The organism is Pseudomonas nitroreducens (genome assembly GCF_010994165.1).
GTDB classification, from domain to species: domain Bacteria; phylum Pseudomonadota; class Gammaproteobacteria; order Pseudomonadales; family Pseudomonadaceae; genus Pseudomonas; species Pseudomonas nitroreducens.
In genome coordinates this window covers 110,901-134,633 of sequence record NZ_WMBX01000006.1, presented here as the reverse complement: position 1 = coordinate 134,633, position 23,733 = coordinate 110,901, and the positions used below count along the sequence as shown (strand labels likewise).

Below are 23,733 nucleotides of genomic sequence, written 5' to 3'. Positions count from 1 at the left end.
GGATCAATGGGCCAGCCGTCGCAGCCGCTGCGTCAACGCACCGGAGAACAGCCTGCCTGGAGTATTTTCAGAGTAATAACAGGGCGTTACAGGATGCCGCCGGCGTCTTCGAGCAAAGCGCGCACCGGACCGAACGAACGGCGATGAATGGGCGTGGGGCCCAGGCGCTTGAGAGCTTCGAGGTGCACGGGCGTGGGATAGCCCTTGTGCCCACCGATGCCGTAGCCTGGGTACTGCGCTTCCATTTCCTGCATCTCGCGGTCGCGGCTGACCTTGGCCAGGATCGAGGCCGCGGCGATAGCCGGCACCTTGGCGTCACCCTGCACCACCGGTGCCGAGGGGACTTTCAGCTTCGGGCAACGATTACCGTCGATCAGCGCCAGTTTCGGCGTGACGCTCAGGCCTTCCACCGCGCGCTGCATGGCGAGCATGGTGGCGTGAAGGATGTTGAGCTGGTCGATCTCATGCACATCGGCACGGGCGATGCACCAGGCCAGGGCTTTCTCGCGAATCTCGTCGAAGAGTTTTTCCCGCTTGGCTTCGGTGAGCTTCTTGGAATCGTTCAACCCGCTGATCGGCCGAGCCGGATCGAGAATCACCGCAGCGGTGACCACGGGACCGCACAGCGGACCACGGCCAACCTCATCGACACCGGCGACCAGCTCTTCGACAAGGGTGAAGTCCAGGCCCATCTGCATCAGCGTTTCTCCATCAGGGCGAGCACCGCCTCGGCGGCCTGCGCTGACGCATCCTGGCGCAGGGCGCGATGGATGGCGTCGAAGGGTTCGGTCTGCACGCTGCCGTCGTCGAGCAGCGGCGTCAGGGTCGCGGCCAGCGCCTCGGGCGTCGCCGCATCCTGGATCAGTTCCGGCACCAACAGTCGGCCGGCCAGCAGGTTCGGCAGCGAGATGTACGGACTATTCACCAGGCGCTTGAGAATGCGGTAGGTCATGGGCGCCACCTTGTAGGCAACGACCATCGGCCGCTTGTACAGCAGCGCTTCCAACGTGGCAGTACCAGAGGCGATCAGCACGGCATCGCAAGCGGCGAGGGCCTCGTGGGAAGCGCCGTCGAGCAACTGCACCGGCAAGTCGCGGCCGACCAGCATCTCTTCGATCTGCAGGCGACGCTCGGGACTGGCACAGGGCAACACGAAACGCAGGCCGGGGCGATCCTGGAGCAGGCGTCGGGCAGTATCCAGGAACAGCACGCCGAGCTTGCCGACCTCCCCTCCCCGACTGCCAGGCAGAAGTGCAACGACGCTGGCGTCCTGCGGCAGGCCAAGGCGCTCGCGCGCACCGGCACGATCAGCCGCCAGGGGGATGGTATTGGCCAGCGGATGGCCGACAAAGCGCACCGGTACCGCATGCTCTTCGTAGAAGCGCGCTTCGAAGGGGAAGAGCGCCAGCATCAGGTCACAGGCTTGCTTGATCTTCAGCACACGCTTCTGCCGCCAGGCCCAGACCGACGGGCTGACGTAGTGCACCGTGCGGATGCCTGCTTGGCGCAGCTTCAGTTCGATGTTCAGGTTGAAGTCCGGCGCATCGATGCCAATGAACACATCCGGCTTCGCCGCGATCAGCATCTGCACCAGGTCCTTGCGCCGGCGCAGCAGTTCGCGCAGGCGCCCGAGGACCTCGAACAGCCCCATGACAGAGAGGCGTTCCATGGGGAAGTGCGACTCCAGCCCTTCGGCCTCCATGCGCGGGCCGCCGACACCGATGAACTCGATGTCGGGGTGGCGCTGCCTGAGCGCCTGCATGAGACCGGAGCCGAGGATATCGCCGGACGCCTCGCCCGCGACCAGGGCGACGCGCAGCTTGCGTGCGGTGCTTTGCATGGTCAGCGAGTGATGCCGCGGGTGGAGCTCTGGATGGAATCGCGGAACACCGCGACTTCCGGGAACTGCGCGGAGGCTTCAGCCAGTTCGGCCAGCGCCTCGTCCACCGTCAGGCCCTGGCGGTAGACCACCTTGTAGGCCCGGCGCAGCGCCTGGATCGACTCGGCGCTGAAACCACGACGGCGCAGGCCCTCGAAGTTCATGCTGCGGGCCTCGGCGGGGTTGCCGAAGACCGTGACATAGGCCGGGACGTCCTTGCCGATGGTGGTTCCCATGCCCGAGAAGGCGTGGGCGCCGATACGGCAGAACTGATGCACCAGGGTATAACCGGAGAGGATTGCCCAGTCATCCACGTGAACATGACCCGCCAGCGCGGTGTTGTTCACCAGGATGCAATGGTTGCCGATCACACTGTCATGGCCGACATGGACGTAGGCCATGAACAGGTTGTGGTCGCCAATGGTGGTTTCCGAGCGGTCCTGGATAGTGCCGCGATGAATGGTGACACCCTCGCGGATCACGTTGTGGTCGCCGATCACCAGGCGAGTCGGTTCGCCCTTGTACTTCAGGTCGGGGGTATCTTCACCCACGCTGGAGAACTGGAAAATCCGATTGTGCTTGCCGATCTTCGTGGGGCCTTTGACCACCACGTGGGGACCGATCACCGTACCTTCGCCGATCTCCACATCCGGCCCGACCATGGACCAGGGGCCCACTTCTACGTCGTCAGCCAGCTTTGCGCGCGGGTCGATGATGGCGCGAGGATCGATCAAACTCATAGTTTGCGTTCCGCACAGATGATTTCAGCCGAGCAAACCGGCTTGCCGTCCACGGTGGCGTTGCAGTCGAACTTCCAGATGCCGCGCTTGACGCTGAGGAACTGGGCGTTGAGCTGCAGCTGGTCCCCCGGCAACACCGGCTGGCGGAAGCGCAGCTTGTCGGAGCCGACGAAATAGTAAAGGGTGCCATCGGCCGGTTTCACGTCGAGCATCTTGAAGCCGAGGATGCCGGCCGCCTGGGCCATGGCCTCGATGATCAGCACGCCCGGCATGATCGGATGCTGCGGGAAGTGGCCATTGAAGAACGGCTCGTTGATGCTGACATTCTTGTAGGCGCGAATGCGCTTGCCTTCGATGTCCAGCTCGACCACCCGATCCACCAGCAGGAAGGGGTAGCGATGAGGCAGGTATTCGCGAATCTCGTTGATGTCCATCATGTTCAGGGGAGCCTGTTCAGAAAAGGGAAACGCCAAAAAATGCGTGGATCACGCATCTGATGGAGCGTCTCCGCTTGGGGTCACGGCGGCCAGGCGCTTTTCCAACTGCTGCAGACGACGGGCCATGTCATCCAGCTGACGAATGCGCGCGGCACTCTTCTTCCATTCAGCCGCAGGCTGCATGGCGGTACCGGAGGAGTAGGAGCCCGGCTCGGTGATCGAACGGGTGACCATGGTCATGCCGGTGACGAAGACGTTGTCGCAGATCTCGATGTGGCCGACCAGGCCGACACCACCGGCAAGCATGCAGTGCTTGCCGATCTTGGCGCTGCCGGAAATCCCGCAGCAGCCGGCCATGGCGGTGTGGTCACCGATCTGCACGTTGTGGGCGATCATGATCTGGTTATCCAGCTTCACGCCATTGCCCACGATGGTGTCGGACAGCGCACCACGATCGATGGTGGTATTGGCGCCGATCTCGACGTCATCACCCAGGGTGACGCCGCCGATCTGCGCGATCTTCTGCCAGACACCCTGGTGGTTGGCGAAGCCGAAGCCCTCGCCACCCAGCACGGCACCCGACTGGATCACCACGCGCTTGCCGATGCGCACGTCGTGGTAGAGCGTTACGCGGGGCGCCAACCAGCCGCCCTCGCCGATCACGCTGCGCGCGCCGACGAAGCAATGGGCACCGATGGTCACGTTGGCGCCGATCTGCGCGCCTGCTTCGACCACGGCATACGGACCGACACTGGCGGACGCATCGACCTGCGCACCTTCATCGACCACGGCAGTGGGATGAATGCCAACCGCTGCCTTGGGCTTGCGGTCGAACTGGTGGGACAGGCCGGCATAGGCCAGGTAGGGATTGGCAACGACCAGTGCATTACCGCTGAAGCCTTCGGCATCGGCAGCAGTCAGCAGGACGGCACCGGCCTGGCTGTCGGGAAGGAACTTGCGGTACTGCGGATTGGCCAGGAAGCTGAGTTGATCAGCCCCTGCCTCTTGCAAGGTAGCCAACCCGCGAATAACCAAGGCGGGATCGCCGCGCAACTCGGCATCGAGCTGCGCGGCCAGTTCGGCGAGGGTAAAGGACAGCTCGGTCATCATCAGCGCAGTTGGTTCATGCGCTCGATGACTTGGCGGGTGATGTCGTACTGCGGCTTCACGTCGACCACGGCACCACGCTCGACCACGAGGTCAAAACCACCCTTCTTGATGGTTTCCTCCACAGCCTGGTCCAGCTTCGGCTTCAGCTTCTTCAGCATGTCGCGGTCGGCGACGGCCTTGGCTTCGTTCAGCTCCTTGGACTGGAACTGGAAGTCGCGGGCCTTCTGCTTGAAGTCGCCTTCGGCCTTTTCACGCTCGGCGTTGGACATCTTGCTGCCACCATTGACCAGCTTGTCCTGCAGGGCCTTGGCATCGGTTTCCAGGGCCTTGAGCTTGGTCAGTTGGGGGCCGAACTTCTTCTCGGCGTCCACGGCGTACTGCTTGGCCGCATCCGACTCGAGGAGTGCCATCTGATAGTTGAGCACCGCGATCTTCATGTCGGCGAACGCGGGGCTCGCTGCCAGGGCGGCGGTGATCAGGACGAACTGGGTCAACTTACGCACAATGCACTCCTGCACAAAGCATGGTTGTCATTACAACGATACGGCCAATTAGAAGGTCTGTCCCAGGGAGAACTGGAAGATCTGGGTTTCGGCGTTGTCCGGCTTCTTGATCGGGGTCGCCAGGCTGAAGCTGAGCGGGCCCAGTGCGGTAATCCAGGTCAGGCCCACACCCGCGGACATGGCCATGTCCTGGAACTTGACACCGTCACAACCCTGGGTAGTCGAGATCGGACAGTCGGTATCGAACACGTTACCGATGTCGTAGAACAGCACGGTACGCAGTTGGCGCTGATCCTTCACGAAGGGCAGCGGGAACAGCAGTTCGGCACCGCCGGTGATCATGATGTTACCACCGAAGGCTTGCGGATCCTGATCCGGGTCGGTGTAGCGGCCCTGGTCATCCGGCCCATCACCGTTATTACGAGCTTTACTGGGCGTACTGCGCGGACCGAGGGAGCTGTCCTTGAAGCCACGCACCGAGTTGAAGCCGCCGGCGTAGTAGTTCTCGTAGAACGGCAGACGATCGGTGTCGCCGTATGCGCCGCCGTAACCGAGCTCGGTGTGGAAGCGCATCGTGTAGTTTTCGGTCAGCGGCGCGAAGATCTGGCCACGGTAATCAAGCTTGTAGAACGACAGGTCGCTGCCTGGAATGGTGGTTTCCAGCACCAGGCTCTGCGAGTGACCACGGTTGGCCAGCACCCCCTTGTTCAGGGTCGATTCGGACCAGCCGATGGACGCCTTGAAGTTGGTGAAGCTGTCGCCTTCCTTCTCGATGAAGTCGAAGATCTCGTCGACGGTATAGGCGCCGGTATCGATGTCGTCGCGCTGCACGGTCAGGCCGTAGGTCAGACGCGAGGTCTCGCTGATCGGGTAGCCGATGCTGACGCCGGCACCCAGGCTGTTCACCGAGTAGCTGGAGACGTCTACGTCGAGCTGATCGTAATCGGTCTTGCGGTAGAAGGCGTTGTAGCCCAGGCTCACGCCGTCGACAGTCCAGTAGGGGTCGACGAAGCCGAAGTTGTAGCGGGTCTGGTAGTCGGACTTGGTCAAGCCGATGCTGACCTTGTTACCGGTACCCAGGAAGTTGTTCTGGCTGATCGAGCCGCCAAGGATCAGGCCGGCGCTCTGGGCGAAGCCCACGCTGGCGGTGATCGAGCCGGACGGCTGCTCTTCCACGCTGTAGTTGACGTCGACCTGGTCGTCGGTGCCCGGTACGGCCGGAGTCTCGACGTTGACTTCCTTGAAGTAGCCCAGGCGCTCCAGGCGCTGCTTGGACTGGTCGATCAGGTAGGTCGACGCCCAGCCGCCTTCCATCTGGCGCATTTCGCGACGGAGTACTTCGTCCTCGGTCTTGGTGTTGCCACGGAAGTTGATGCGGTTGACGTAGGCGCGCTTGCCCGGGTCGACCACGTAGGTGATCGACACGGTCTTGTTCTCGTCGTTCGGCTCGGGTACGCCGTTGACGTTGGCGAAGGTGTAGCCCTCGTTACCCAGGCGACGGGTGATGAGGTCGGAAGTGGTGGTCATCACCTTGCGGGAGAACACCTGGCCCTTCTTCACCAGCAGCAGCTTCTTCACTTCCTCTTCCGGCACCTTCAGGTCGCCGGAGAGCTTCACGTCGCTGACGGTGTACTTCTCACCTTCGTTGACGTTGACGGTGATGTAGACGTGCTTCTTGTCCGGGGTGATGGAGACCTGGGTGGAGGCGATATCCATGTGGATGTAGCCGCGGTCCAGGTAGTAGGAGCGCAGGCGCTCCAGGTCGCCGGAGAGCTTCTCGCGGGAATACTTGTCGTCGTTCTTGAAGAAGGACAGCCAGTTGGTGGTCTTGAGCTCGAACAGATCGGTCAGGTCTTCTTCGGAGAAGACGGTGTTGCCCACCACGTTGACATGGGCGATGGCCGCCACGGTGCCTTCGTTGATGTTGATCTTCAGCGCCACACGGTTGCGCGGCTGCGGCACCACTTCGGTCTCGATCTCGGCGGAGTAGCGACCCTGGGCCACGTACTGGCGCTGCAGCTCGTTGCGTACGCCCTCAAGGGTCGCACGCTGGAAGATTTCGCCTTCGGAGAGGCCGGATTGCTTCAGCCCCTTCATCAGGTCTTCGGTGGTGATGGCCTTGTTGCCCTCGATCTCGATGCTGGAGATGGACGGGCGCTCCACCACGTTGACGATCAGCACATTGCCATCACGGCTGAGCTGGATGTCCTGGAAGAAACCGGTCTTGAACAGCGAGCGGGTCGCTTCGACCAGGCGGCGATCATCGATCTGCTCGCCGACGTTCAACGGCAATGCGGCGAACACGCTGCCGGCAGACACGCGTTGGAGGCCGTTGACCCGGATATCGGAAACAGTGAAGGACTCGGCGTGAACCTGGGCGATCATCAGCGCGGAAAGGGCCGCGGGAAGCAGAAAGCGTTTCATGGAGTCCTTTTATTCCAACTGACAAATAGAGAATCTGCCGCAAAAGGCGGCAGATCCGAAAATCCAATGGCGGTTACAGTCGACTCAGATCGTTGACCAGGGCCAACAACATGACCCCGACTACCAGGCTGATGCCAATCTGCATCCCCCAAGCCTGGACCCGCTCCGACAATGGGCGACCTCGCACCCACTCGACCATGTAGAACAGCAGATGCCCGCCATCGAGAACAGGAATCGGCAACAGGTTGAGAACCCCCAAGCTGATGCTCAGATAGGCGAGGAAATGCAGAAAATCTCCTACGCCGGACTGGGCTGAAGCGCCCGCCACTTTAGCAATGGTTATCGGCCCGCTCAAGTTTTTTACCGAGAGCTGCCCGAGCACCATTTTCTTTAGAGAATCCAGAGTTAGCAGGCTCATAGACCAGGTTCGGGAGAGCGCCTGCCCCACCGCGGCCACCGGCCCATAGCTCACTTCACGGAGCATTTCGGGCGGCCATTGACCACCGGCGACACCCGCGCCCAGGTAGCCGGTGCGGGCCTTGCCCTCGCCTTTGGCCGCCAGGGTCAAGGCAAGCTCCTGGTTCCGGCCGGCGCGCTCGACCTCCAGGATCACCTTGCGCTCTGGCATGGCGCGTACACGCGAGACCACTTCTTGCCAATCCGTGACCTGCCGACCGTCAAGAGTGACGATCCGATCACCGATCTGCAGGCCGGCAGCCTTGGCAGGGCCCTTTTCGTCCAGCTCGGCAATCAGCGGTGCGACAGAGGGTCGCCAGGGCTGGATCCCCAGCCCACCGATGGGATCGGGATTGTCTTCGTTCTTCAGCCAGGAGCTGATGCGGACCTGGTGCACCGCGGGAACGCTCGACCCCTTCTCCAGCACCGTGACGCTCAGCTCGCCCGTTTCACCGAGGCGGCGTACCAGTTGCAGGTTGACGCTGCTCCAGCCATCGACGGCTTCGCCGTCCACGGCAACGACTTCCTGGCCGGACGCCAACCCAGCGATGGCCGCCGGGCTATCCGCCACCACAGAGCCGATGACCGGCCTGATCTGCTGGCTGCCAAGCATGGCCAGCACCCAGAAGAACAGGATGGCGAGTAGGAAGTTGGCCACCGGACCGGCCGCCACGATAGCGATGCGCTGGAACACGGTCTTGCGATTGAAGGCACGGTCGAGCAGTTCGGCAGGCACATCACCCTCACGCTCGTCCAGCATCTTCACGTAGCCGCCCAAGGGAATGGCGGCTACGACGAACTCGGTGCCATGGCGGTCATGCCAGCGCACCAGCGGCGTGCCGAAGCCCACGGAGAAACGCAGGACTTTGACCCCGCAGCGGCGGGCAACCCAGAAGTGTCCGAACTCGTGGAAGGTGACCAGTACGCCCAGGGCGACAATCAGTCCCACCACCATATAAAGGGCGCTCATCGCTACCTCCTCGGGCTCAATGCCCGCGCTCCTGCAACCACGCCTGCGCTGCACCGCGCGCACGTCGGTCAGCCATCAGCACCGCATCGAGCGATTCGACCGGCGTGCGCACCTCGCGGTTCAGCACTTCATCGATGATAACCGGGATATCCGTGAAGCGGATGCGCCGCTCGAGGAAAGCGGCAACGGCCACTTCGTTTGCCGCATTGAGCATCGCCGGCACACTGCCGCCAGCCTCAGCAGCCTGACGCGCCAGGCGCAGACAGGGAAAACGCTGTTCGTCGGGCGCACTGAAGTCCAGGCGAGCAATGGAGAACAGATCCAGCGGCGAAACCCCGGAATCGATCCGCTGCGGCCAGGCCAGCGCATGGGCGATGGGGGTGCGCATGTCCGGGTTGCCCAGCTGGGCCAGCACCGAGCCGTCAACATAGTCCACCAGCGAATGAATCACGCTCTGCGGATGGATCACCACCTCGACCTTCGATGGCGCAGCGTCGAACAGCCAGCAGGCCTCGATCAGCTCCAGGCCCTTGTTCATCATGCTGGCCGAGTCGACGGAAATCTTCCGCCCCATCGACCAGTTGGGGTGGGCGCAAGCCTGCTCAGGGGAAACCTCGAGCAATTGCTTCAGCGGCGTCTCGCGGAAGGGCCCACCCGAGGCGGTCAGCAGGATACGCCGAACGCCGACCTGTCCCAGTCCGCGAGCATAATCCGCCGGCATGCACTGGAAGATCGCGTTGTGTTCGCTGTCGATGGGCAGCAGCACCGCACCACTGGCGCGCACGGCGTCCATGAACAGGGCGCCGGACATCACCAACGCCTCTTTGTTGGCCAGCAATACCCGCTTGCCCGCCTCGACGGCGGCCAGAGTGGGCTTGAGGCCGGCAGCACCGACGATGGCGGCCATCACCGCATCCACTTCAGGATGCGCGGAAACCTCGCAAAGCCCGGCCTCCCCCACCAGCACGCGAGCCTGCAAGCCAGCGGAATTCAGGCGATCCTGAAGGGCCTGCGCCTGCTCCTTCTCCGGCACCACGACAAAGCGCGGACGATGGCACACACACAGCGCTTCGAGCTCTGCCAGACGGGAAAAGCCGCTGAGGGCGAAGACGCGGTAACGATCAGGATGACGTCCGATGACGTCGAGGGTGCTGAGACCGATCGAGCCCGTCGCCCCCAGCACGGTAATCCACAGAGGATGACTCACGGAGCACCCCAGCCCACGGCCCACAACAGCGCGGTGAACACCGGAATCGCAGCGGTCAGGCTGTCGATGCGGTCCAGCACGCCGCCATGGCCAGGCAGCAGGTTGCTACTGTCCTTGAGGCCTGACTGGCGCTTGAACATGCTCTCGGTTAGATCGCCGATGACCGACAGGGCTACCACGATGGCCGCGCACGGCAGCGCCAGCAGCAGCTCACGGACGGTCCAATCGCGGTAGATGGCGACGACGACGGTGATTACCAGGCAAAGCGCCATGCCACCGAAGAAACCTTCCCAGCTCTTCCCCGGGCTGACGCGCGGAGCGAGCTTGCGCTTGCCGAAGGCCTTGCCGGAGAAGTAAGCACCGATGTCGGCGGCCCAGACCAGCACCATCACCGCAACGATCAGCCAGTTGGACAGCGGCCACTGCTTGAGCAGCACCAGGCCCTGCCAGGCCGGCAGCAGGATCAGCAGGCCGATCAGCAGGCGGCGCCAGCGGCCGCCCCAACTCGAGGCGCTGTCCGGGTAAGTCAGCACCATCACGATCGCCAGCGCCCACCACAGCAGCGCCAGAACCAGTACGGCGCCCGCCAGCTGCGGCAGCCAGGCCAGCACGAGCATCAACCCGGCAACCACCGCGGCATAGCCGACGCGGGCGGACTGCTCGTTGTAACCCGCCAGGCGCGCCCATTCCCAGGCTCCCAGACTGACCACCAGACCAATGAACAGCGAGAACGCCGCACCGTCGAGCAGGAAGAAACCACCCAGCGCGATCGGCAACAGGACCAGCGCCGTGATGATTCGTTGTTTCAACATGAGGGAGGTGCCTCGGCCTCGACCTGCTCACTGGTCTTGCCGAAGCGGCGCTGACGAGAGGCGAAGTCCTGCAACGCAGCCTGCATGGCTTCGTGCTTGAAGTCGGGCCAGTAGAGATCGGAGAAATACAGCTCGGCGTAAGCCAGCTGCCAGAGAAGGAAGTTGCTGATGCGGTGCTCGCCACCCGTACGGATGCACAGGTCGGGCAACGGCTGGTCGCCGGTGGTCAGGCAACCCTGGATCAATTCCGGGGAAATATCGTCCGGCGCCAGATGACCCGCCTGCACTTCGCGAGCGAGGCGTTGGGCGGCCTGGGTGATGTCCCACTGGCCACCATAGTTGGCCGCCACCTGCAGCAACATGCTGGAGCCATTGGCCGTCAGCGCCTCGGCTTCGCGCATCGCCGCCTGCAATTCAGGGGCGAAGCGACTGCGATCGCCGATGATGCGCAGGCGGATGCCATTGGCGCTGAGCTTGCGAACCTCGCGGCGCAGGGCCATGAGGAACAGCTCCATCAGCGCACCGACCTCTTCGGCCGGGCGCTGCCAGTTCTCGCTGGAGAAGGCGAACAGCGTCAACACCTCAACGCCGGCCTCGGCGCAGGTCTTGATCACCGCACGGACGGCATCCACCCCAGCCTTGTGCCCGGCCACGCCAGGCATCAGGCGTTTCTTCGCCCAGCGGTTGTTGCCGTCCATGATGATCGCCACGTGCCGGGGCACGGGCGTCACCTGCTTGGTCTTTTCCATGACGAGAGCCCGGCCGTCAGACGGCCATCAGATCCGCTTCCTTGGCCTCGAGGGCCTTTTCGATCTCGGCGACGAACTTGTCGGTGATCTTCTGCACGTCGTCGCCGGCGCGGCGCTCTTCGTCCTCGCTGATTTCCTTCTCTTTCTGCAGGTCCTTGAGCTGTGCCAGCGCATCACGACGGATGTTGCGTACGGAAACACGGGCCTGCTCCGCCTCGGCGCGAGCCTGCTTGGTGAAGCCTTTGCGGGTCTCCTCGGTCAGGGCCGGCATCGGGACGCGAATGGTGGTGCCGGCGGTGGCCGGATTCAGGCCCAGGTCGGAGGTCATGATGGCCTTCTCGACCGCCTGGATCATGGTCTTGTCAAAGACGCTGAGGGCCAGGGTGCGGGAATCTTCCACGGTGACGTTGGCCACCTGGCGCAGCGGAGTGTCGGAACCGTAGTAGGACACCATCACGCTATCCAGGATGCTCGGGTGCGCACGGCCGGTACGAATCTTGGCGAAGGCATGTCCCAGGGCTTCCAGGGTCTTGCCCATACGATCCTGTGCTTCCTTCTTGATCTCGTTGATCATCTCAATCCTCCTCGATCAGGGTGCCTTCAGCACCACCTACAACAATATTCAGCAGCGCGCCGGGCTTGTTCATGTTGAACACGCGCAGCGGCATTTTCTGGTCCCGGCACAGGCAGATGGCAGTGAGGTCCATCACACCCAGCTTGCGATCGAGCACTTCATCGTACGTCAGACGCTCGAACTTCTCGGCATTCGGGTCCTTGAACGGATCGGCAGTGTACACGCCGTCCACCTTGGTCGCCTTGAGTACTACGTCAGCATCTATTTCGATGGCGCGCAGGCAGGCGGCGGAGTCAGTGGTAAAGAACGGGTTGCCGGTACCGGCAGAGAAAATCACCACTTCGCCGCTCTTCAGGTGGCGCATGGCCTTGCGGCGGTCGTAGTGGTCGGTCACGCCGACCATGGAAATGGCGGACATGACGATGGCGGTGATATTGGAACGCTCCAGGGCGTCGCGCATGGCCAGGCCGTTCATCACGGTGGCGAGCATGCCCATATGGTCGCCGGTGACGCGATCCATGCCCGCTGCGGACAGCGCCGCGCCGCGGAAGAGGTTGCCGCCACCGATCACCAGGCCGACCTGCACGCCGATACCGACGAGCTGGCCGATCTCCAGCGCCATGCGGTCCAGCACCTTGGGATCGATGCCGAACTCCTCCGAGCCCATCAGGGCTTCGCCGCTCAATTTTAGAAGAATGCGTTTATAGCGAGGTTGACGAGCGCTCAGCTGCTGAGCCATGACCTTTTTCTCCTGCGGCGATTGAATGCTGTGCGCCTTGCGGGCGCCTTGCGGAAAGCTTGGACCAGCCAGCCTTACGGCGCCTTTGAGCCCGCCTGGCGGGCCTGCGCCGTGGAAGCCAGCCCTTTTGGCTTCCCCAGTTTGGCAAAGAGGCCGCGCGCGTTAGCGGGCAGCCTCTTGCGGGGCGACAGTCGTGAGACTGTCTATTACTGCTTGGAAGCGGCTACTTGAGCAGCAACCTCGGCAGCAAAGTCGGCTTCGACCTTCTCGATGCCCTCGCCTACTTCGAAGCGAACGAAGGAAACGATTTCAGCGCCGGCTTTCTTGGCCAGGTCACCGACCTTGACTTCCGGATCCTTGACGAACGCCTGCTCGACCAGGCTGGCTTCGGCCAGGAACTTCGAGATACGGCCCTTGACCATGTTCTCGACGATGTTTTCCGGCTTGCCGGCGATCTTGTCGGCGTTCAGAGCGAGGAAGATTTCCTTCTCTTTGGCAACGGCTTCTTCGGAAACCTGCGACGGATCCAGGAACTGCGGGTTGCTGGCAGCGATGTGCATGGCGATGTCGCGAGCCAGTTCAGCGTTGCCGCCCTTCAGGGTGACCAGAACGCCGATGCGGTGGCCGTGCAGGTAGGCGCCAACCACGTCACCTTCGGCGCGAGCCAGACGACGGATGTTGACGTTCTCGCCGCACTTGGCAACCAGGGCTTCACGAGCGGACTCTTGCTCGGCGATCAGCGGAGCAGCGTCGGTCAGCTTCTGAGCAACGGCCTTGTCCAGGCTGGCAGCCACGAAGTTCTTGAAGTCGTCCTGCAGGGCCAGGAAGTCGGTCTGCGAGTTGACTTCGATGATGGTAGCGGACTTGGCATCATCAGCCACTTTGGCGGCGATGGCGCCTTCGGCGGCGATGTTGCCAGCCTTCTTGGCAGCCTTGATGGCGCCGGAAGCACGCATGTCGTCGATGGCTTTTTCGATATCGCCTTCGGCGGCTACCAGTGCCTTCTTGCACTCCATCATGCCCTGGCCGGTACGCTCACGCAGTTCCTTGACCAGTGCTGCAGTAATTTCTGCCATTTCGAAATCCTCTTGAGTTGCTCTCAAAACCAGATCGCCCGGCTGCCCGGGCGGAATTTACAGGGTGGCAAAAAGGGGGCCTAGCCCCCTTTCCGCGCACCGCAGGACGTCTGGACGTCCTGGAATCAGCCTTCGGCGGATTCGGCCGGCGCTTCTTCTACGAACTCGTCAGCAGTCACGCCACCGGCGCTCTTGCCACGCAGTACGGCTTCGGCCATGGAGCCCAGGTACAGCTGTACGGCGCGAATGGCGTCGTCGTTACCCGGGATAACATAGTCAACGCCTTCCGGGCTGCTGTTGGTATCGACGACGCCAATGACCGGGATACCCAGCTTGTTGGCTTCGGTGATAGCAATGCGCTCATGGTCAACGTCGATCACGAACAGAGCGTCCGGCAGGCCGCCCATGTCCTTGATGCCGCCCAGGCTGCGATCCAGTTTTTCCAGATCACGGCTGCGCATCAGGGCTTCTTTCTTGGTCAGCTTGGCGAAAGTACCGTCCTGGGACTGAACTTCCAGCTCGCGCAGACGCTTGATCGACTGACGGATGGTCTTGTAGTTGGTGAGCATGCCGCCCAGCCAACGATGGTCGACGTACGGCATGCCGCAACGGGCAGCTTCTTCGCGAACGATCTTGCCGGCGGAACGCTTGGTGCCGACGAACAGGATCTTGTTCTTGCCCTGGGCCAGGCGCTCAACGAAGGTCAGGGCCTCGTTGAACATCGGCAGGGTTTTTTCGAGGTTGATGATGTGGATCTTGTTGCGCGCGCCGAAAATGAACTTGCCCATTTTCGGGTTCCAGTAACGGGTCTGGTGGCCGAAGTGCACACCGGCCTTCAGCATATCGCGCATATTGACTTGGGACATGATAGTTCCTCGATAAGTCGGGTTAGGCCTCCATGCATCCCAACGGCCAACCCTTCGACTGTGTCGCAGGGCACCCAGGCCATCGTGTCGATGCATGTGTGGGTTAATGCCCCGGAATGGCCGTAGCCTCCGGAGCGGGGCGCTTTATACCACAACCTCGGCCAGAACAAAACCCGGAGGGACGCCCGGCATCTCCCCACCGCCTCGTCCGAACAGCCCGGTCGGCCGCCCGCCCTTAATAGAAAGGCACCGAATCTGATAGACTTGCGTATTCCTCTTATTTACCCGCGCGTACGCAGCGCCTGATAGAGAAGTCGCATGACCGTCACCATCAAGACGCCCGAAGACATCGAGAAAATGCGCGTCGCCGGCCGCCTGGCCGCCGAAGTGCTGGAAATGATCGGCGAACACGTCAAGCCCGGCGTCACCACCGATGAGCTGGACCGTCTCTGCCACGACTACATCGTCAACGTGCAGAAGGCCATTCCCGCGCCGCTGAACTACAAGGGCTTCCCCAAGTCGATCTGCACCTCGATCAACCACGTGGTGTGCCACGGCATTCCCAACGAGAAGCCGCTCAAGGAAGGCGACATCGTCAACATCGATGTCACCGTCATCAAGGACGGCTACCACGGCGACACCAGCAAGATGTTCTCGGTGGGCAAGACCCCGGAATGGGCTGACCGCCTCTGCCAGATCACCCAGGAATGCCTGTACAAGGGCATTGCGCTGGTCAAACCGGGCGCACGCCTGGGCGACATCGGCGAAGTGATCCAGAAATACGCCGAGAAGAACGGCTTCTCCGTGGTACGCGAGTATTGCGGCCACGGCATCGGCAAGGTGTTCCACGAAGAGCCGCAAGTGCTGCACTACGGCCGCGCCGGCACCGGCCTGGAACTCAAGGAAGGCATGATCTTCACCATCGAGCCGATGATCAACCAGGGCCGCGCGGAAACCCGCCTGCTCGGCGACGGCTGGACCGCCATCACCAAGGACCGCAAGCTGTCCGCGCAGTGGGAGCACACCGTGCTGGTCACCGCCGACGGCTACGAGATCCTGACCCTGCGCAACGACGAAAGCTTCCCGCGCACGCCGGCCTGACCGGAAGCGGTTTGCAATCTCGCCGACGGCTGGGTAGAACATAGAAATCCCGGCCCGGCACAGCTGCCGGGCCTGGCGCCAAGCGCCCAGGCCCGACCGCCCTCTTGCCCCTGCCCTCCCCTAAGCCATTGATCAGGAAGGCCGCCATGCCGCAGGTGGATCCCGAGTTGTTCGACCGTGGGCAGTTCCAGGCGGAACTGGCCCTCAAATCCAGCCCCATCGCCGCCTTCAAGAAGGCCATTCGTCAGGCCAACGAAGTGCTGGATAGCCGCTTCAACGGCGGCCGCGATATCCGCCGGCTGATCGAGGACCGTGCCTGGTTCGTCGACCAGATCCTGCAGCAGGCCTGGAATCGCTTCGACTGGGGCGACGACGCCGACATCGCGCTGGTCGCCGTGGGCGGCTATGGCCGCGGCGAATTGCACCCGCACTCGGACATCGACCTGCTGATCCTGCTGGACAGCGAAGACCAGGAAATCTTCCGCGAGCCCATCGAAGGCTTCCTCACCCTGCTCTGGGACATCGGCCTGGAAGTCGGCCAGAGCGTACGCTCGGTGGCCGAGTGCGCCGAGGAAGCGCGCGCGGACCTCACCGTGGTCACCAACCTGATGGAGTGCCGGACCATTTCCGGCCCGGACAGCCTGCGCCAGCGCATGCTCGAAGCCACCAGCGCCAAGCAGATGTGGCCCAGCGGCCAGTTCTACCTGGCCAAGCGCAAGGAGCAGATTCACCGCCACACCAAATACAACGACACCGAATACAACCTCGAACCCAACGTGAAGGGCTCGCCCGGCGGCCTGCGCGACATCCAGACGCTACTCTGGGTCGCCCGCCGGCATTTCGGCAGCCTCAACCTGCACGCCCTGGTGCGCGAGGGGTTCCTGGTCGAGAGCGAGTGCGCGGTGCTGGCCTCCAGCCAGGAATTCCTCTGGAAGGTCCGCTACGCCCTGCACATGCTCGCCGGCCGCGCCGAGGACCGGCTGCTGTTCGACCATCAGCGGCGCATTGCCGGGATGCTCGGTTATGAAGGCAACGACGCCAAGCTGGCCGTCGAGCGCTTCATGCAGAAGTACTACCGCGTGGTGATGGCGGTGTCCGAGCTGAACGACCTGATCATGCAGCACTTCGAGGAAGTGATACTGCGGGCCGGCGAGAACGGCCAGATCCTGCCGCTCAACAGTCGCTTCCAGCTGCGCGACGGCTACCTGGAAGTCACCCACGCCAACGTTTTCAAGCGCACCCCGTTCGCCCTGCTGGAAATCTTCGTGCTGCTCGCCCAGCACCCCGAGATCAAGGGCGTGCGCGCCGATACGATCCGTCTGCTGCGCGACAGCCGCCACCTGATCGACGACGACTTCCGCCACGACATTCGCAACACCAGCCTGTTCATCGAGCTGTTCAAGTGCAAGGAAGGCATCCACCGCAACCTGCGGCGGATGAACCGCTACGGCATCCTCGGCCGCTACCTGCCGGAGTTCGGCCTGATCGTCGGGCAGATGCAGCACGACCTGTTCCACATCTATACGGTGGATGCGCACACCCTCAACCTGATCAAGCACCTGCGCAAGCTGCGCCGCCCGGACATGGCGGAGAAGTACCCGCTGGCCAGCAAGATCATGGAGCGCCTGCCCAAGCCCGAGCTGATCTACATCGCCGGCCTCTACCATGACATCGCCAAGGGCCGCGGCGGCGACCACTCGGAACTGGGCGCGGTGGACGCCGAGCACTTCTGCCAGCGCCACCAGCTGCCGCCGTGGGACACCAACCTGGTGTCCTGGCTGGTGCAGAACCACCTGATCATGTCCACCACCGCCCAGCGCAAGGACCTGTCCGACCCGCAGGTGATCTACGACTTCGCCCAGCTGATGGGCAACCAGACCTACCTGGACTACCTCTACGTACTCACCGTGGCCGACATCAACGCCACCAACCCGACCTTGTGGAACTCCTGGCGCGCCAGCCTGCTGCGCCAGCTCTACACCGAGACCAAGCGCGCCCTGCGACGCGGCCTGGAGAACCCGGTCGACCGCGAGGAGCAGATTCGCCAGACACAGAGCGCAGCCATCGACATCCTGGTGCGCGGCGGTATCGACCAGGACGACGCCGAGCAGCTCTGGAGCCAACTGGGCGACGACTATTTCCTGCGCCACAGCGCAGCCGACGTGGCCTGGCACACCGAAGCCATCCTCCAGCATCCGGACGACGGCACCCCGCTGGTGCTGATCAAGGAAACCGCCCAGCGCGAATTCGAGGGTGGCACGCAGATCTTCATCTATGCCGGCGACCAGCATGACTTCTTCGCCGTGACCGTGGCCGCGATGGACCAGCTCAACCTGAACATTCAGGACGCGCGGATCATCACATCGACCAGCCTGTTCACCCTCGACACCTACATAGTGCTCGACGCCGATGGCGGATCGATCGGCAACAATCCCAGCCGAGTCGAGGAAATTCGCGAAGGTTTGGTCAACGCGCTGAAGGACCCGGACGAGTACCCGACCATCATCCAGCGCCGGGTGCCGCGCCAGCTCAAGCACTTCGCCTTCAACCCGCAGGTGACCATTTCCACCGACGCGGCGCGTCAGGTCAGCGTGCTCGAAGTGATAGCACCGGACCGCCCCGGCCTGCTCGCGCGGATCGGCGGGCTATTCCTGGACTTCGACCTGTCGGTGCAGAACGCCAAGATCGCCACACTGGGCGAACGCGTGGAAGACGTGTTCTTCGTCACCGATGCGCACAACCAGCCGCTCTCCGACCCCGAGCTGTGCAAGCGCATCCAGACCGCCCTGGTCGATATCCTTTCCGACGGCGGCCAGCAGAGCATGCCGGTACGCATCAGCATTTAGTCAGACTTTAGAAAGAAAGAGCCTTGCCCATGAATCCTGCCCTCGACTTGCTCCAGCCCTACCCCTTCGAGAAGCTCCGCGCCCTGCTGGCCGGCGCCCAGCCGCCGGCGGAGCTAAAGCCGATCGCGCTGTCCATCGGCGAACCCAAGCACCGCTCGCCGGAGTTCGTCGCCAAGGCCCTGGCCGATAGCCTCGACCAGTTGGCCGTCTATCCGACCACCCTGGGCATCCCCGCCCTGCGCGAAGCCATTGCCGCCTGGTGCGAGTGCCGCTTCAAGGTACCGGCCGGCTGGCTGGACGCTGCGCGCCACGTGCTGCCGGTGAACGGCACCCGCGAAGCGCTGTTCGCCTTCACCCAGACCGTGGTCGACCGCAACGCCAAGGGTCTGGTGATCAGCCCGAACCCGTTCTACCAGATCTACGAAGGCGCGGCCCTGCTGGCCGGCGCCGAGCCGCACTACCTGCCGTGCCTGGAAGACAACGGCTTCAACCCGGACTTCGACGCCGTGCCGGCCGACATCTGGGCGCGCTGCCAGATCCTCTTCCTCTGCTCGCCGGGCAACCCCACCGGTGCGCTGGTGCCGCTGGAAACCCTGAAGAAGCTTATCGCCCTGGCCGACGAGCACGACTTTGTGATCGCCGCCGACGAGTGCTACAGCGAGCTGTACTTCGACGAGCAGAACCCGCCGGCCGGCCTGCTGAGCGCCTGCGCCGAACTGGGCCGCAACGACTTCAAGCGCTGCGTGGTATTCCACAGCCTGTCCAAGCGCTCCAACCTGCCGGGCCTGCGCTCGGGCTTCGTCGCCGGCGATGCCGAGGTTCTGAAGAAATTCCTCCTGTACCGCACCTACCACGGCTGCGCCATGCCGGTTCAGACCCAACTGGCCAGCGTCGCTGCCTGGAAGGACGAGGACCACGTGCGCGCCAACCGCGACCTGTACCGCGAGAAGTTTGACGCCGTGCTGGACATCCTCGGCGGCGTGCTCGACGTGCAGCGCCCGGACGGCAGCTTCTACCTGTGGGCGAAAACACCGGTTGCCGACACCGAGTTCTGCCGCGGCCTGTTCGATGCGCAACACGTCACCGTGGTGCCGGGCTCCTACCTGTCGCGCGAAGTGAACGGCGAGAACCCCGGCGCCAACCGCGTGCGCATGGCGCTGGTGGCTCCGCTGGCTGAGTGCGTGGAAGCAGCCGAGCGGATCAAGCAGTACGTACAGAGCCTCTGAGGTTGCACACCCTGTAGGACCGAGGGGCACGCCCAGTCCTTGCTCGCGAACAGAACTATCCGGCAGATCCAGAGCCAAGCGGTTCGCGAGCAAGCTCGCTCCTACAAGAGCACCACTACACCCAGCGCCCCGCCTTGCTGGTCACCCAGGCTTCCTGGCTGTCCAGCTCGCCCAGCACCTCGCGCATGGTCTCGTCGTCGATCTCATGCTCACGACGCATGCGGTACAGCTCAAGGCGCTGCGCCCGCAGCGCCTTGATGCGCAGCGCCTGATCGGCCAGTTCCAGGCTGTGGGCGCGCTCGCGGGCTTCCTGGGAGTCCGGCGCCGGGTCCAGTTCGTGGCGATACTCGGCCATCAGCCGCGCCTTCACCTCTGCCAGGCGCGCCGCTTCGTCGGCATCCGCACCGTCGCGAGTCGGCATTTCCTCGCCTTCCAGCATGTGGATGGCCGCCACCGCGGTCTTGCGCCACACCGACTGCACTTCGCGCTCGCGCTGGTCATTGCTGGCTGCCGGCAGGCCGCGCAGAAGGATCGGCAGGCCGATGGTGGCGGCGATCAGCGACACCAGGATCACCCCGGTGGCGATGAAGATGATCAGGTCGCGCTGCGGGAAGGCCGAACCATCGAGCAACAGCAGCGGTACCGAGAGCACGCCGGCCAGCGTCACCGCCCCGCGCACCCCGCCCAGCGCCGAGATTGCCGACAACCGCAGTACCGGCTCGCCCGAACGACCGCCCAGCTCTATCCCCCACCACTGCTCGAAGCGCACCGACACCTTCCAGTAACACCAGACCCAGCCGAAACGCAGCAGGATCAGCACGGCGAACACCGCCAGCACGTAGAACAGCAGCAGCGACGAGCGCCACATCACGTCATCGGCATGGTGGGAGACCGATTTCAGGATGTCCGGCAACTGCAGGCCCAGCAGCAGGAACACCACGCCGTTGAAGGCGAACTCGAGCATCGACCAGACGCTGCGGTTGAGCAGGCGCGTGTTGGTCTGCCGCGGCAGCAGGTCGGCCCAGCTCTGCATCATGCCGGCCGCCACCGCCGCCAGGATGCCGGACACCCCCAGCTCCTCGGCGATCATGTAGCAGGCGAAGGGCAACAGCAGCATCAGCACCACGTGCGTCGCCGGATCATCCCAGCCGCGACGGATCATCCAGGCGCGAATGCGCCCCAGCAGCCAGCTGATGAACACCCCGCAGGCCAGCCCGCCAACCGCCACCAGCAGGAAACTCAGGCTGGCGTCGATCAGCGAGAAGGTACCGGTCATGGCAGCGGCGATGGCGAACTTGAAGGCGACCAGGCCGGAGGCGTCGTTCATCAACGCCTCGCCCTGCAACACGTGCATCAGGCGCCTGGGAAGGCGGTCCTGGGCGATGGCCGAGACCGCCAGCGCATCGGTCGGCGACAGCACCGCCGCCAGGGCGAAGGCGGCAGCCCAGGGTATCTCGGGAATCAGCAGGTGGATGAAGACGCCACCGCCGAGCACGGTGAACAGCACCAGGGCGAAAGCCAGGGTGAGGATCGGCCAGCGCATCTTCCAGAACTCACCCTTGGGCATGCGCCAGCCATCGGCGAACAGCAGCGGCGGGATGAACAGGAACATGAACAGCTCGGGATCGAGCGCCACGTGCAGCCCCAGGCTCGGCCAGGCGAGCATGGCGCCGGCAACGATCTGGATCAGCGGCAGGGGCAGCGGGATCAGTTGAGCGGCGAGCCGGGTTCCCCCCACGACCAGCAACAGGATCAACACGGTGTAAACGGTTTGCATCGTCGAACTCCAACACAGCCATCCATTGAAGCACCCATCGCGGCGCGGATCAGCCACGCTTCGGGCAAAAAACTGTTGCAATACGCCGGCCTCCCGGCGGCGTCCCGCAAGGCGCTGGGAAATGGCATAATCCCGCGCCTGAAAAAAGCATCGAAAAGGAGTAGCGCCCCGTGAGCGAGCGGACGCTGTATGGAATCAAAGCCTGCGACACCATGAAGAAGGCCCGTACCTGGCTGGAAGAACATGGCGTCGACTACGCCTTCCACGACTACAAGACTAGCGGAATAGACCGCGCGCACCTGGAGCAATGGTGCAACGAGCATGGCTGGGAGACTGTGCTGAACCGTGCCGGCACCACGTTCCGCAAGCTCGACGACGCGCAGAAGGCCGATATCGACCAGGCCAAGGCCATCGAACTGATGGTGGCGCAGCCGTCGATGATCAAGCGCCCAGTGCTGGACCTGGGTGATCGCACCCTGGTCGGCTTCAAGCCCGATCTCTACGCCGCCGCCCTGGCCTGAGTCGCAGGACGATGAGCATCGCCTGGGCCCTGTTCCTCCCCGCCTGCTTCGCCCTGAACCTGGCGCCGGGACCGAACAACCTGCTCTCGCTGAACAATGCCGCGCGCTTCGGCCTGCTGCGCGCCACCCTCGCCGGTGGCGGACGGCTGGTCGCCTTCGCCGGCATGCTGGCCCTGGCCGCCTCCGGCCTGGCGCTGGTACTGCAGGCCTCGGCCTGGCTGTTCCTGACGATCAAGTTGGTGGGCGCCGGTTACCTGCTGTGGCTGGCCGTGCAGCTGTGGCGCGCGCCGACAGCGAACCTGTCCGTCGATGGCGCCCCGGCTACCGCCACCAGCCTGTGGCGCCTGGCCCGCCAGGAGTTCTGGGTGGCCGCCGGCAATCCCAAGGCGATCCTCATCTTCACCGCTTTCCTGCCGCAGTTCGTCGATCCGCGCCAGGCCGTGGGCGCGCAGTTCACCCAACTCGGCGCAGCCTTCCTGCTGCTGGAATGGCTGGCCATCGCCCTTTACGGGCTCGCCGGGGTCCGCCTCGGCAAGCTGCTCGCCGGTGCACGCGCCCGGCGCCTGTTCAACCGTGGTTGTGCCGCGCTGCTGGGCAGCGCCGGGCTGGGCCTGCTGCTCAGTCGCCGTCCGGCCTGACCGAATTCATTCTTCGAGAATCTCTTTCAAGGAATCCCCCTCATGTCGAAATCCCTGTTCAGCATCGCTTTCGGTGTCGGCACCCAGAACCGCCAGGGCAACTGGCTGGAAGTCTTCTACGCGCAGCCGCTGCTCAACCCCAGCGCAGAACTGGTCGCAGCCATCAGCCCGCTGCTGAATTATGAAGGCGGCAACCAGGCGATTGCCTTCACCGCCCACCAGGCCTACCAGCTGGCCGACGCCGTCGAGAGCGTCGACGCTGCCCAGGCCGCGCTGCTCAACCGCCTGGCCGAAAGCCAGAAGCCGCTGGTCGCCACCCTGCTGGCCGAAGACGCCGCCCCCAGCTCCACTCCCGAGGCGTACCTCAAGCTGCACCTGCTGTCCCATCGCCTGGTCAAGCCGCACGGCCTGAACCTGACCGGCATCTTCCCGCTGCTGCCGAACGTGGCCTGGACCAACCAGGGCGCCGTCGACCTGGCCGAACTGGCCGAGCTGCAACTGGAAGCGCGCCTGAAGGGCAAGCTGCTGGAAGTCTTCTCCGTCGACAAGTTCCCGAAGATGACCGACTACGTGGTCCCGACCGGCGTGCGCATCGCCGACACCGCCCGCGTACGCCTGGGCGCCTACATCGGTGAAGGCACCACCGTGATGCACGAAGGCTTCGTCAACTTCAACGCCGGCACCCAAGGCCCGGGCATGATCGAAGGCCGCGTCTCCGCGGGCGTGTTCGTCGGCAAGGGCTCGGACCTGGGCGGCGGCTGCTCCACCATGGGCACCCTGTCCGGCGGCGGCAACATCGTCATCAGCGTCGGCGAAGGCTGCCTGATCGGCGCCAACGCCGGCATCGGCATCCCGCTGGGCGACCGCAACATCGTCGAAGCCGGCCTGTACGTCACCGCCGGCACCAAGATCGCCGTGCTGGACGACCAGAACAACCTGGTGAAAGTGGTCAAGGGCCGCGACCTGGCCGGCCAGGCCGACCTGCTGTTCCGCCGCAACTCCCAGACCGGCGCAGTCGAGTGCAAGACCAACAAGACCGCGATCGAGCTGAATGAAGCGCTGCACGCACACAACTAAGCTGG

22 protein-coding genes are annotated in these 23,733 nt (G+C 63.7%); 6 read left to right on the top strand and 16 right to left on the bottom strand.

What is annotated here, in order from left to right; all coding sequences use genetic code 11:
• Positions 1-86: 86 nt before the first annotated feature.
• From rnhB to rpsB, 15 genes are all read right to left on the bottom strand, one after another.
• On the bottom strand, positions 87-698 hold the full coding sequence (gene rnhB / locus GJV37_RS24490; RefSeq protein WP_170859908.1) for a ribonuclease HII: 612 nt from the start codon (positions 696-698) through the stop codon (positions 87-89).
• A complete protein-coding gene (gene lpxB, locus GJV37_RS24485) occupies positions 698-1,840 on the bottom strand; it encodes a lipid-A-disaccharide synthase (protein WP_170859907.1) in 1,143 nt (380 codons plus the stop codon). The genes rnhB and lpxB overlap by 1 nt, the downstream gene beginning before the upstream one ends.
• 2 nt (positions 1,841-1,842) lie before the next feature.
• On the bottom strand, positions 1,843-2,619 hold the full coding sequence (gene lpxA / locus GJV37_RS24480) for an acyl-ACP--UDP-N-acetylglucosamine O-acyltransferase (protein WP_024766075.1): 777 nt from the start codon (positions 2,617-2,619) through the stop codon (positions 1,843-1,845).
• A complete protein-coding gene (gene fabZ, locus GJV37_RS24475) occupies positions 2,616-3,056 on the bottom strand; it encodes a 3-hydroxyacyl-ACP dehydratase FabZ (RefSeq protein WP_024766076.1) in 441 nt (146 codons plus the stop codon). Before fabZ ends, lpxA begins: the two co-directional genes overlap by 4 nt.
• A 48-nt stretch (positions 3,057-3,104) precedes the next feature.
• Complete coding sequence (gene lpxD / locus GJV37_RS24470) at positions 3,105-4,166, bottom strand: UDP-3-O-(3-hydroxymyristoyl)glucosamine N-acyltransferase (protein WP_037009538.1); 1,062 nt, start codon at positions 4,164-4,166, stop codon at positions 3,105-3,107.
• On the bottom strand, positions 4,166-4,669 hold the full coding sequence (locus tag GJV37_RS24465) for an OmpH family outer membrane protein (RefSeq protein WP_024766077.1): 504 nt from the start codon (positions 4,667-4,669) through the stop codon (positions 4,166-4,168). The genes lpxD and GJV37_RS24465 overlap by 1 nt, the downstream gene beginning before the upstream one ends.
• A gap of 48 nt (positions 4,670-4,717) precedes the next feature.
• Positions 4,718-7,093 carry an outer membrane protein assembly factor BamA gene (gene bamA, locus GJV37_RS24460; protein ID WP_024766078.1) on the bottom strand — a complete coding sequence of 792 codons (2,376 nt, stop codon included), beginning with the start codon at positions 7,091-7,093 and terminating at the stop codon, positions 4,718-4,720.
• A 73-nt stretch (positions 7,094-7,166) separates the two neighbouring features.
• Positions 7,167-8,519, bottom strand: a complete 1,353-nt coding sequence (rseP, locus tag GJV37_RS24455; protein WP_170859906.1) for a sigma E protease regulator RseP — start codon at positions 8,517-8,519, stop codon at positions 7,167-7,169.
• Between the two features lie 16 nt (positions 8,520-8,535).
• On the bottom strand, positions 8,536-9,726 hold the full coding sequence (gene ispC, locus GJV37_RS24450; protein WP_065084287.1) for a 1-deoxy-D-xylulose-5-phosphate reductoisomerase: 1,191 nt from the start codon (positions 9,724-9,726) through the stop codon (positions 8,536-8,538).
• The gene (locus GJV37_RS24445) at positions 9,723-10,538 is read right to left on the bottom strand and encodes a phosphatidate cytidylyltransferase (RefSeq protein ID WP_024766081.1); all 816 of its coding nucleotides are present in this window, start codon (positions 10,536-10,538) and stop codon (positions 9,723-9,725) included. The genes ispC and GJV37_RS24445 overlap by 4 nt, the downstream gene beginning before the upstream one ends.
• Positions 10,532-11,287 (bottom strand): polyprenyl diphosphate synthase, encoded by a 756-nt coding sequence (uppS, locus tag GJV37_RS24440; protein ID WP_037009545.1) that lies wholly within the window; start codon positions 11,285-11,287, stop codon positions 10,532-10,534. Before uppS ends, GJV37_RS24445 begins: the two co-directional genes overlap by 7 nt.
• A gap of 16 nt (positions 11,288-11,303) precedes the next feature.
• Entirely contained in the window at positions 11,304-11,861 is a 558-nt protein-coding gene (gene frr, locus GJV37_RS24435) for a ribosome recycling factor (protein ID WP_024766083.1), read from the bottom strand.
• Position 11,862: 1 nt separating this feature from the next.
• Positions 11,863-12,600, bottom strand: coding sequence for a UMP kinase (gene pyrH / locus GJV37_RS24430; protein WP_017521181.1), 738 nt, complete (start codon positions 12,598-12,600; stop codon positions 11,863-11,865).
• A gap of 206 nt (positions 12,601-12,806) precedes the next feature.
• A complete protein-coding gene (gene tsf / locus GJV37_RS24425) occupies positions 12,807-13,676 on the bottom strand; it encodes a translation elongation factor Ts (RefSeq protein ID WP_024766084.1) in 870 nt (289 codons plus the stop codon).
• 125 nt (positions 13,677-13,801) lie between these two features.
• On the bottom strand, positions 13,802-14,542 hold the full coding sequence (gene rpsB, locus GJV37_RS24420; RefSeq protein WP_024766085.1) for a 30S ribosomal protein S2: 741 nt from the start codon (positions 14,540-14,542) through the stop codon (positions 13,802-13,804).
• A 318-nt stretch (positions 14,543-14,860) separates the two neighbouring features.
• Between rpsB and map the strand changes: the two genes are divergently transcribed.
• The 3 genes from map (at position 14,861) to dapC (ending at position 19,715) form a co-directional block, all read left to right on the top strand.
• Positions 14,861-15,643, top strand: a complete 783-nt coding sequence (gene map / locus GJV37_RS24415; protein ID WP_024766086.1) for a type I methionyl aminopeptidase — start codon at positions 14,861-14,863, stop codon at positions 15,641-15,643.
• Positions 15,644-15,789: 146 nt separating this feature from the next.
• Positions 15,790-18,489, top strand: coding sequence for a [protein-PII] uridylyltransferase (locus GJV37_RS24410; RefSeq protein WP_065084286.1), 2,700 nt, complete (start codon positions 15,790-15,792; stop codon positions 18,487-18,489).
• Positions 18,490-18,518: 29 nt separating this feature from the next.
• A complete protein-coding gene (gene dapC, locus GJV37_RS24405; protein WP_193453017.1) occupies positions 18,519-19,715 on the top strand; it encodes a succinyldiaminopimelate transaminase in 1,197 nt (398 codons plus the stop codon).
• 115 nt (positions 19,716-19,830) lie between these two features.
• Here the strand turns inward: dapC and GJV37_RS24400 are convergent, their stop codons facing one another.
• The gene (locus GJV37_RS24400; protein ID WP_193453016.1) at positions 19,831-21,492 is read right to left on the bottom strand and encodes a Na+/H+ antiporter; all 1,662 of its coding nucleotides are present in this window, start codon (positions 21,490-21,492) and stop codon (positions 19,831-19,833) included.
• A 170-nt stretch (positions 21,493-21,662) separates the two neighbouring features.
• Between GJV37_RS24400 and GJV37_RS24395 the strand changes: the two genes are divergently transcribed.
• The 3 genes from GJV37_RS24395 to dapD are packed head-to-tail and all read left to right on the top strand — an operon-like array spanning position 21,663 to position 23,728.
• Positions 21,663-22,013, top strand: a complete 351-nt coding sequence (locus GJV37_RS24395) for an ArsC family reductase (RefSeq protein WP_024766089.1) — start codon at positions 21,663-21,665, stop codon at positions 22,011-22,013.
• 11 nt (positions 22,014-22,024) lie between these two features.
• Positions 22,025-22,651: a LysE family translocator gene (locus GJV37_RS24390; protein WP_193453015.1), complete on the top strand. Its 627-nt coding sequence runs from the start codon at positions 22,025-22,027 to the stop codon at positions 22,649-22,651.
• A gap of 42 nt (positions 22,652-22,693) precedes the next feature.
• Positions 22,694-23,728, top strand: coding sequence for a 2,3,4,5-tetrahydropyridine-2,6-dicarboxylate N-succinyltransferase (dapD, locus tag GJV37_RS24385; RefSeq protein ID WP_065084548.1), 1,035 nt, complete (start codon positions 22,694-22,696; stop codon positions 23,726-23,728).
• The last annotated feature ends 5 nt before the right edge of the window (positions 23,729-23,733 follow it).

What these genes read in the sequence shown, in the direction of transcription:
- map (WP_024766086.1), top strand. Translation starts at nt 14,861, where the DNA reads ATGACCGTCACCATCAAGACGCCCGAAGACATCGAGAAAATGCGCGTC.
- rnhB (WP_170859908.1), bottom strand. Translation starts at nt 698, where the DNA reads ATGCAGATGGGCCTGGACTTCACCCTTGTCGAAGAGCTGGTCGCCGGT.
- frr (WP_024766083.1), bottom strand. Translation starts at nt 11,861, where the DNA reads ATGATCAACGAGATCAAGAAGGAAGCACAGGATCGTATGGGCAAGACC.
- uppS (WP_037009545.1), bottom strand. Translation starts at nt 11,287, where the DNA reads ATGGAAAAGACCAAGCAGGTGACGCCCGTGCCCCGGCACGTGGCGATC.
- GJV37_RS24400 (WP_193453016.1), bottom strand. Translation starts at nt 21,492, where the DNA reads ATGCAAACCGTTTACACCGTGTTGATCCTGTTGCTGGTCGTGGGGGGA.
- lpxD (WP_037009538.1), bottom strand. Translation starts at nt 4,166, where the DNA reads ATGATGACCGAGCTGTCCTTTACCCTCGCCGAACTGGCCGCGCAGCTC.
- GJV37_RS24445 (WP_024766081.1), bottom strand. Translation starts at nt 10,538, where the DNA reads ATGTTGAAACAACGAATCATCACGGCGCTGGTCCTGTTGCCGATCGCG.
- fabZ (WP_024766076.1), bottom strand. Translation starts at nt 3,056, where the DNA reads ATGATGGACATCAACGAGATTCGCGAATACCTGCCTCATCGCTACCCC.
- dapC (WP_193453017.1), top strand. Translation starts at nt 18,519, where the DNA reads ATGAATCCTGCCCTCGACTTGCTCCAGCCCTACCCCTTCGAGAAGCTC.
- lpxA (WP_024766075.1), bottom strand. Translation starts at nt 2,619, where the DNA reads ATGAGTTTGATCGATCCTCGCGCCATCATCGACCCGCGCGCAAAGCTG.
- bamA (WP_024766078.1), bottom strand. Translation starts at nt 7,093, where the DNA reads ATGAAACGCTTTCTGCTTCCCGCGGCCCTTTCCGCGCTGATGATCGCC.
- GJV37_RS24390 (WP_193453015.1), top strand. Translation starts at nt 22,025, where the DNA reads ATGAGCATCGCCTGGGCCCTGTTCCTCCCCGCCTGCTTCGCCCTGAAC.
- rseP (WP_170859906.1), bottom strand. Translation starts at nt 8,519, where the DNA reads ATGAGCGCCCTTTATATGGTGGTGGGACTGATTGTCGCCCTGGGCGTA.
- rpsB (WP_024766085.1), bottom strand. Translation starts at nt 14,542, where the DNA reads ATGTCCCAAGTCAATATGCGCGATATGCTGAAGGCCGGTGTGCACTTC.
- GJV37_RS24410 (WP_065084286.1), top strand. Translation starts at nt 15,790, where the DNA reads ATGCCGCAGGTGGATCCCGAGTTGTTCGACCGTGGGCAGTTCCAGGCG.
- pyrH (WP_017521181.1), bottom strand. Translation starts at nt 12,600, where the DNA reads ATGGCTCAGCAGCTGAGCGCTCGTCAACCTCGCTATAAACGCATTCTT.
- lpxB (WP_170859907.1), bottom strand. Translation starts at nt 1,840, where the DNA reads ATGCAAAGCACCGCACGCAAGCTGCGCGTCGCCCTGGTCGCGGGCGAG.
- tsf (WP_024766084.1), bottom strand. Translation starts at nt 13,676, where the DNA reads ATGGCAGAAATTACTGCAGCACTGGTCAAGGAACTGCGTGAGCGTACC.
- dapD (WP_065084548.1), top strand. Translation starts at nt 22,694, where the DNA reads ATGTCGAAATCCCTGTTCAGCATCGCTTTCGGTGTCGGCACCCAGAAC.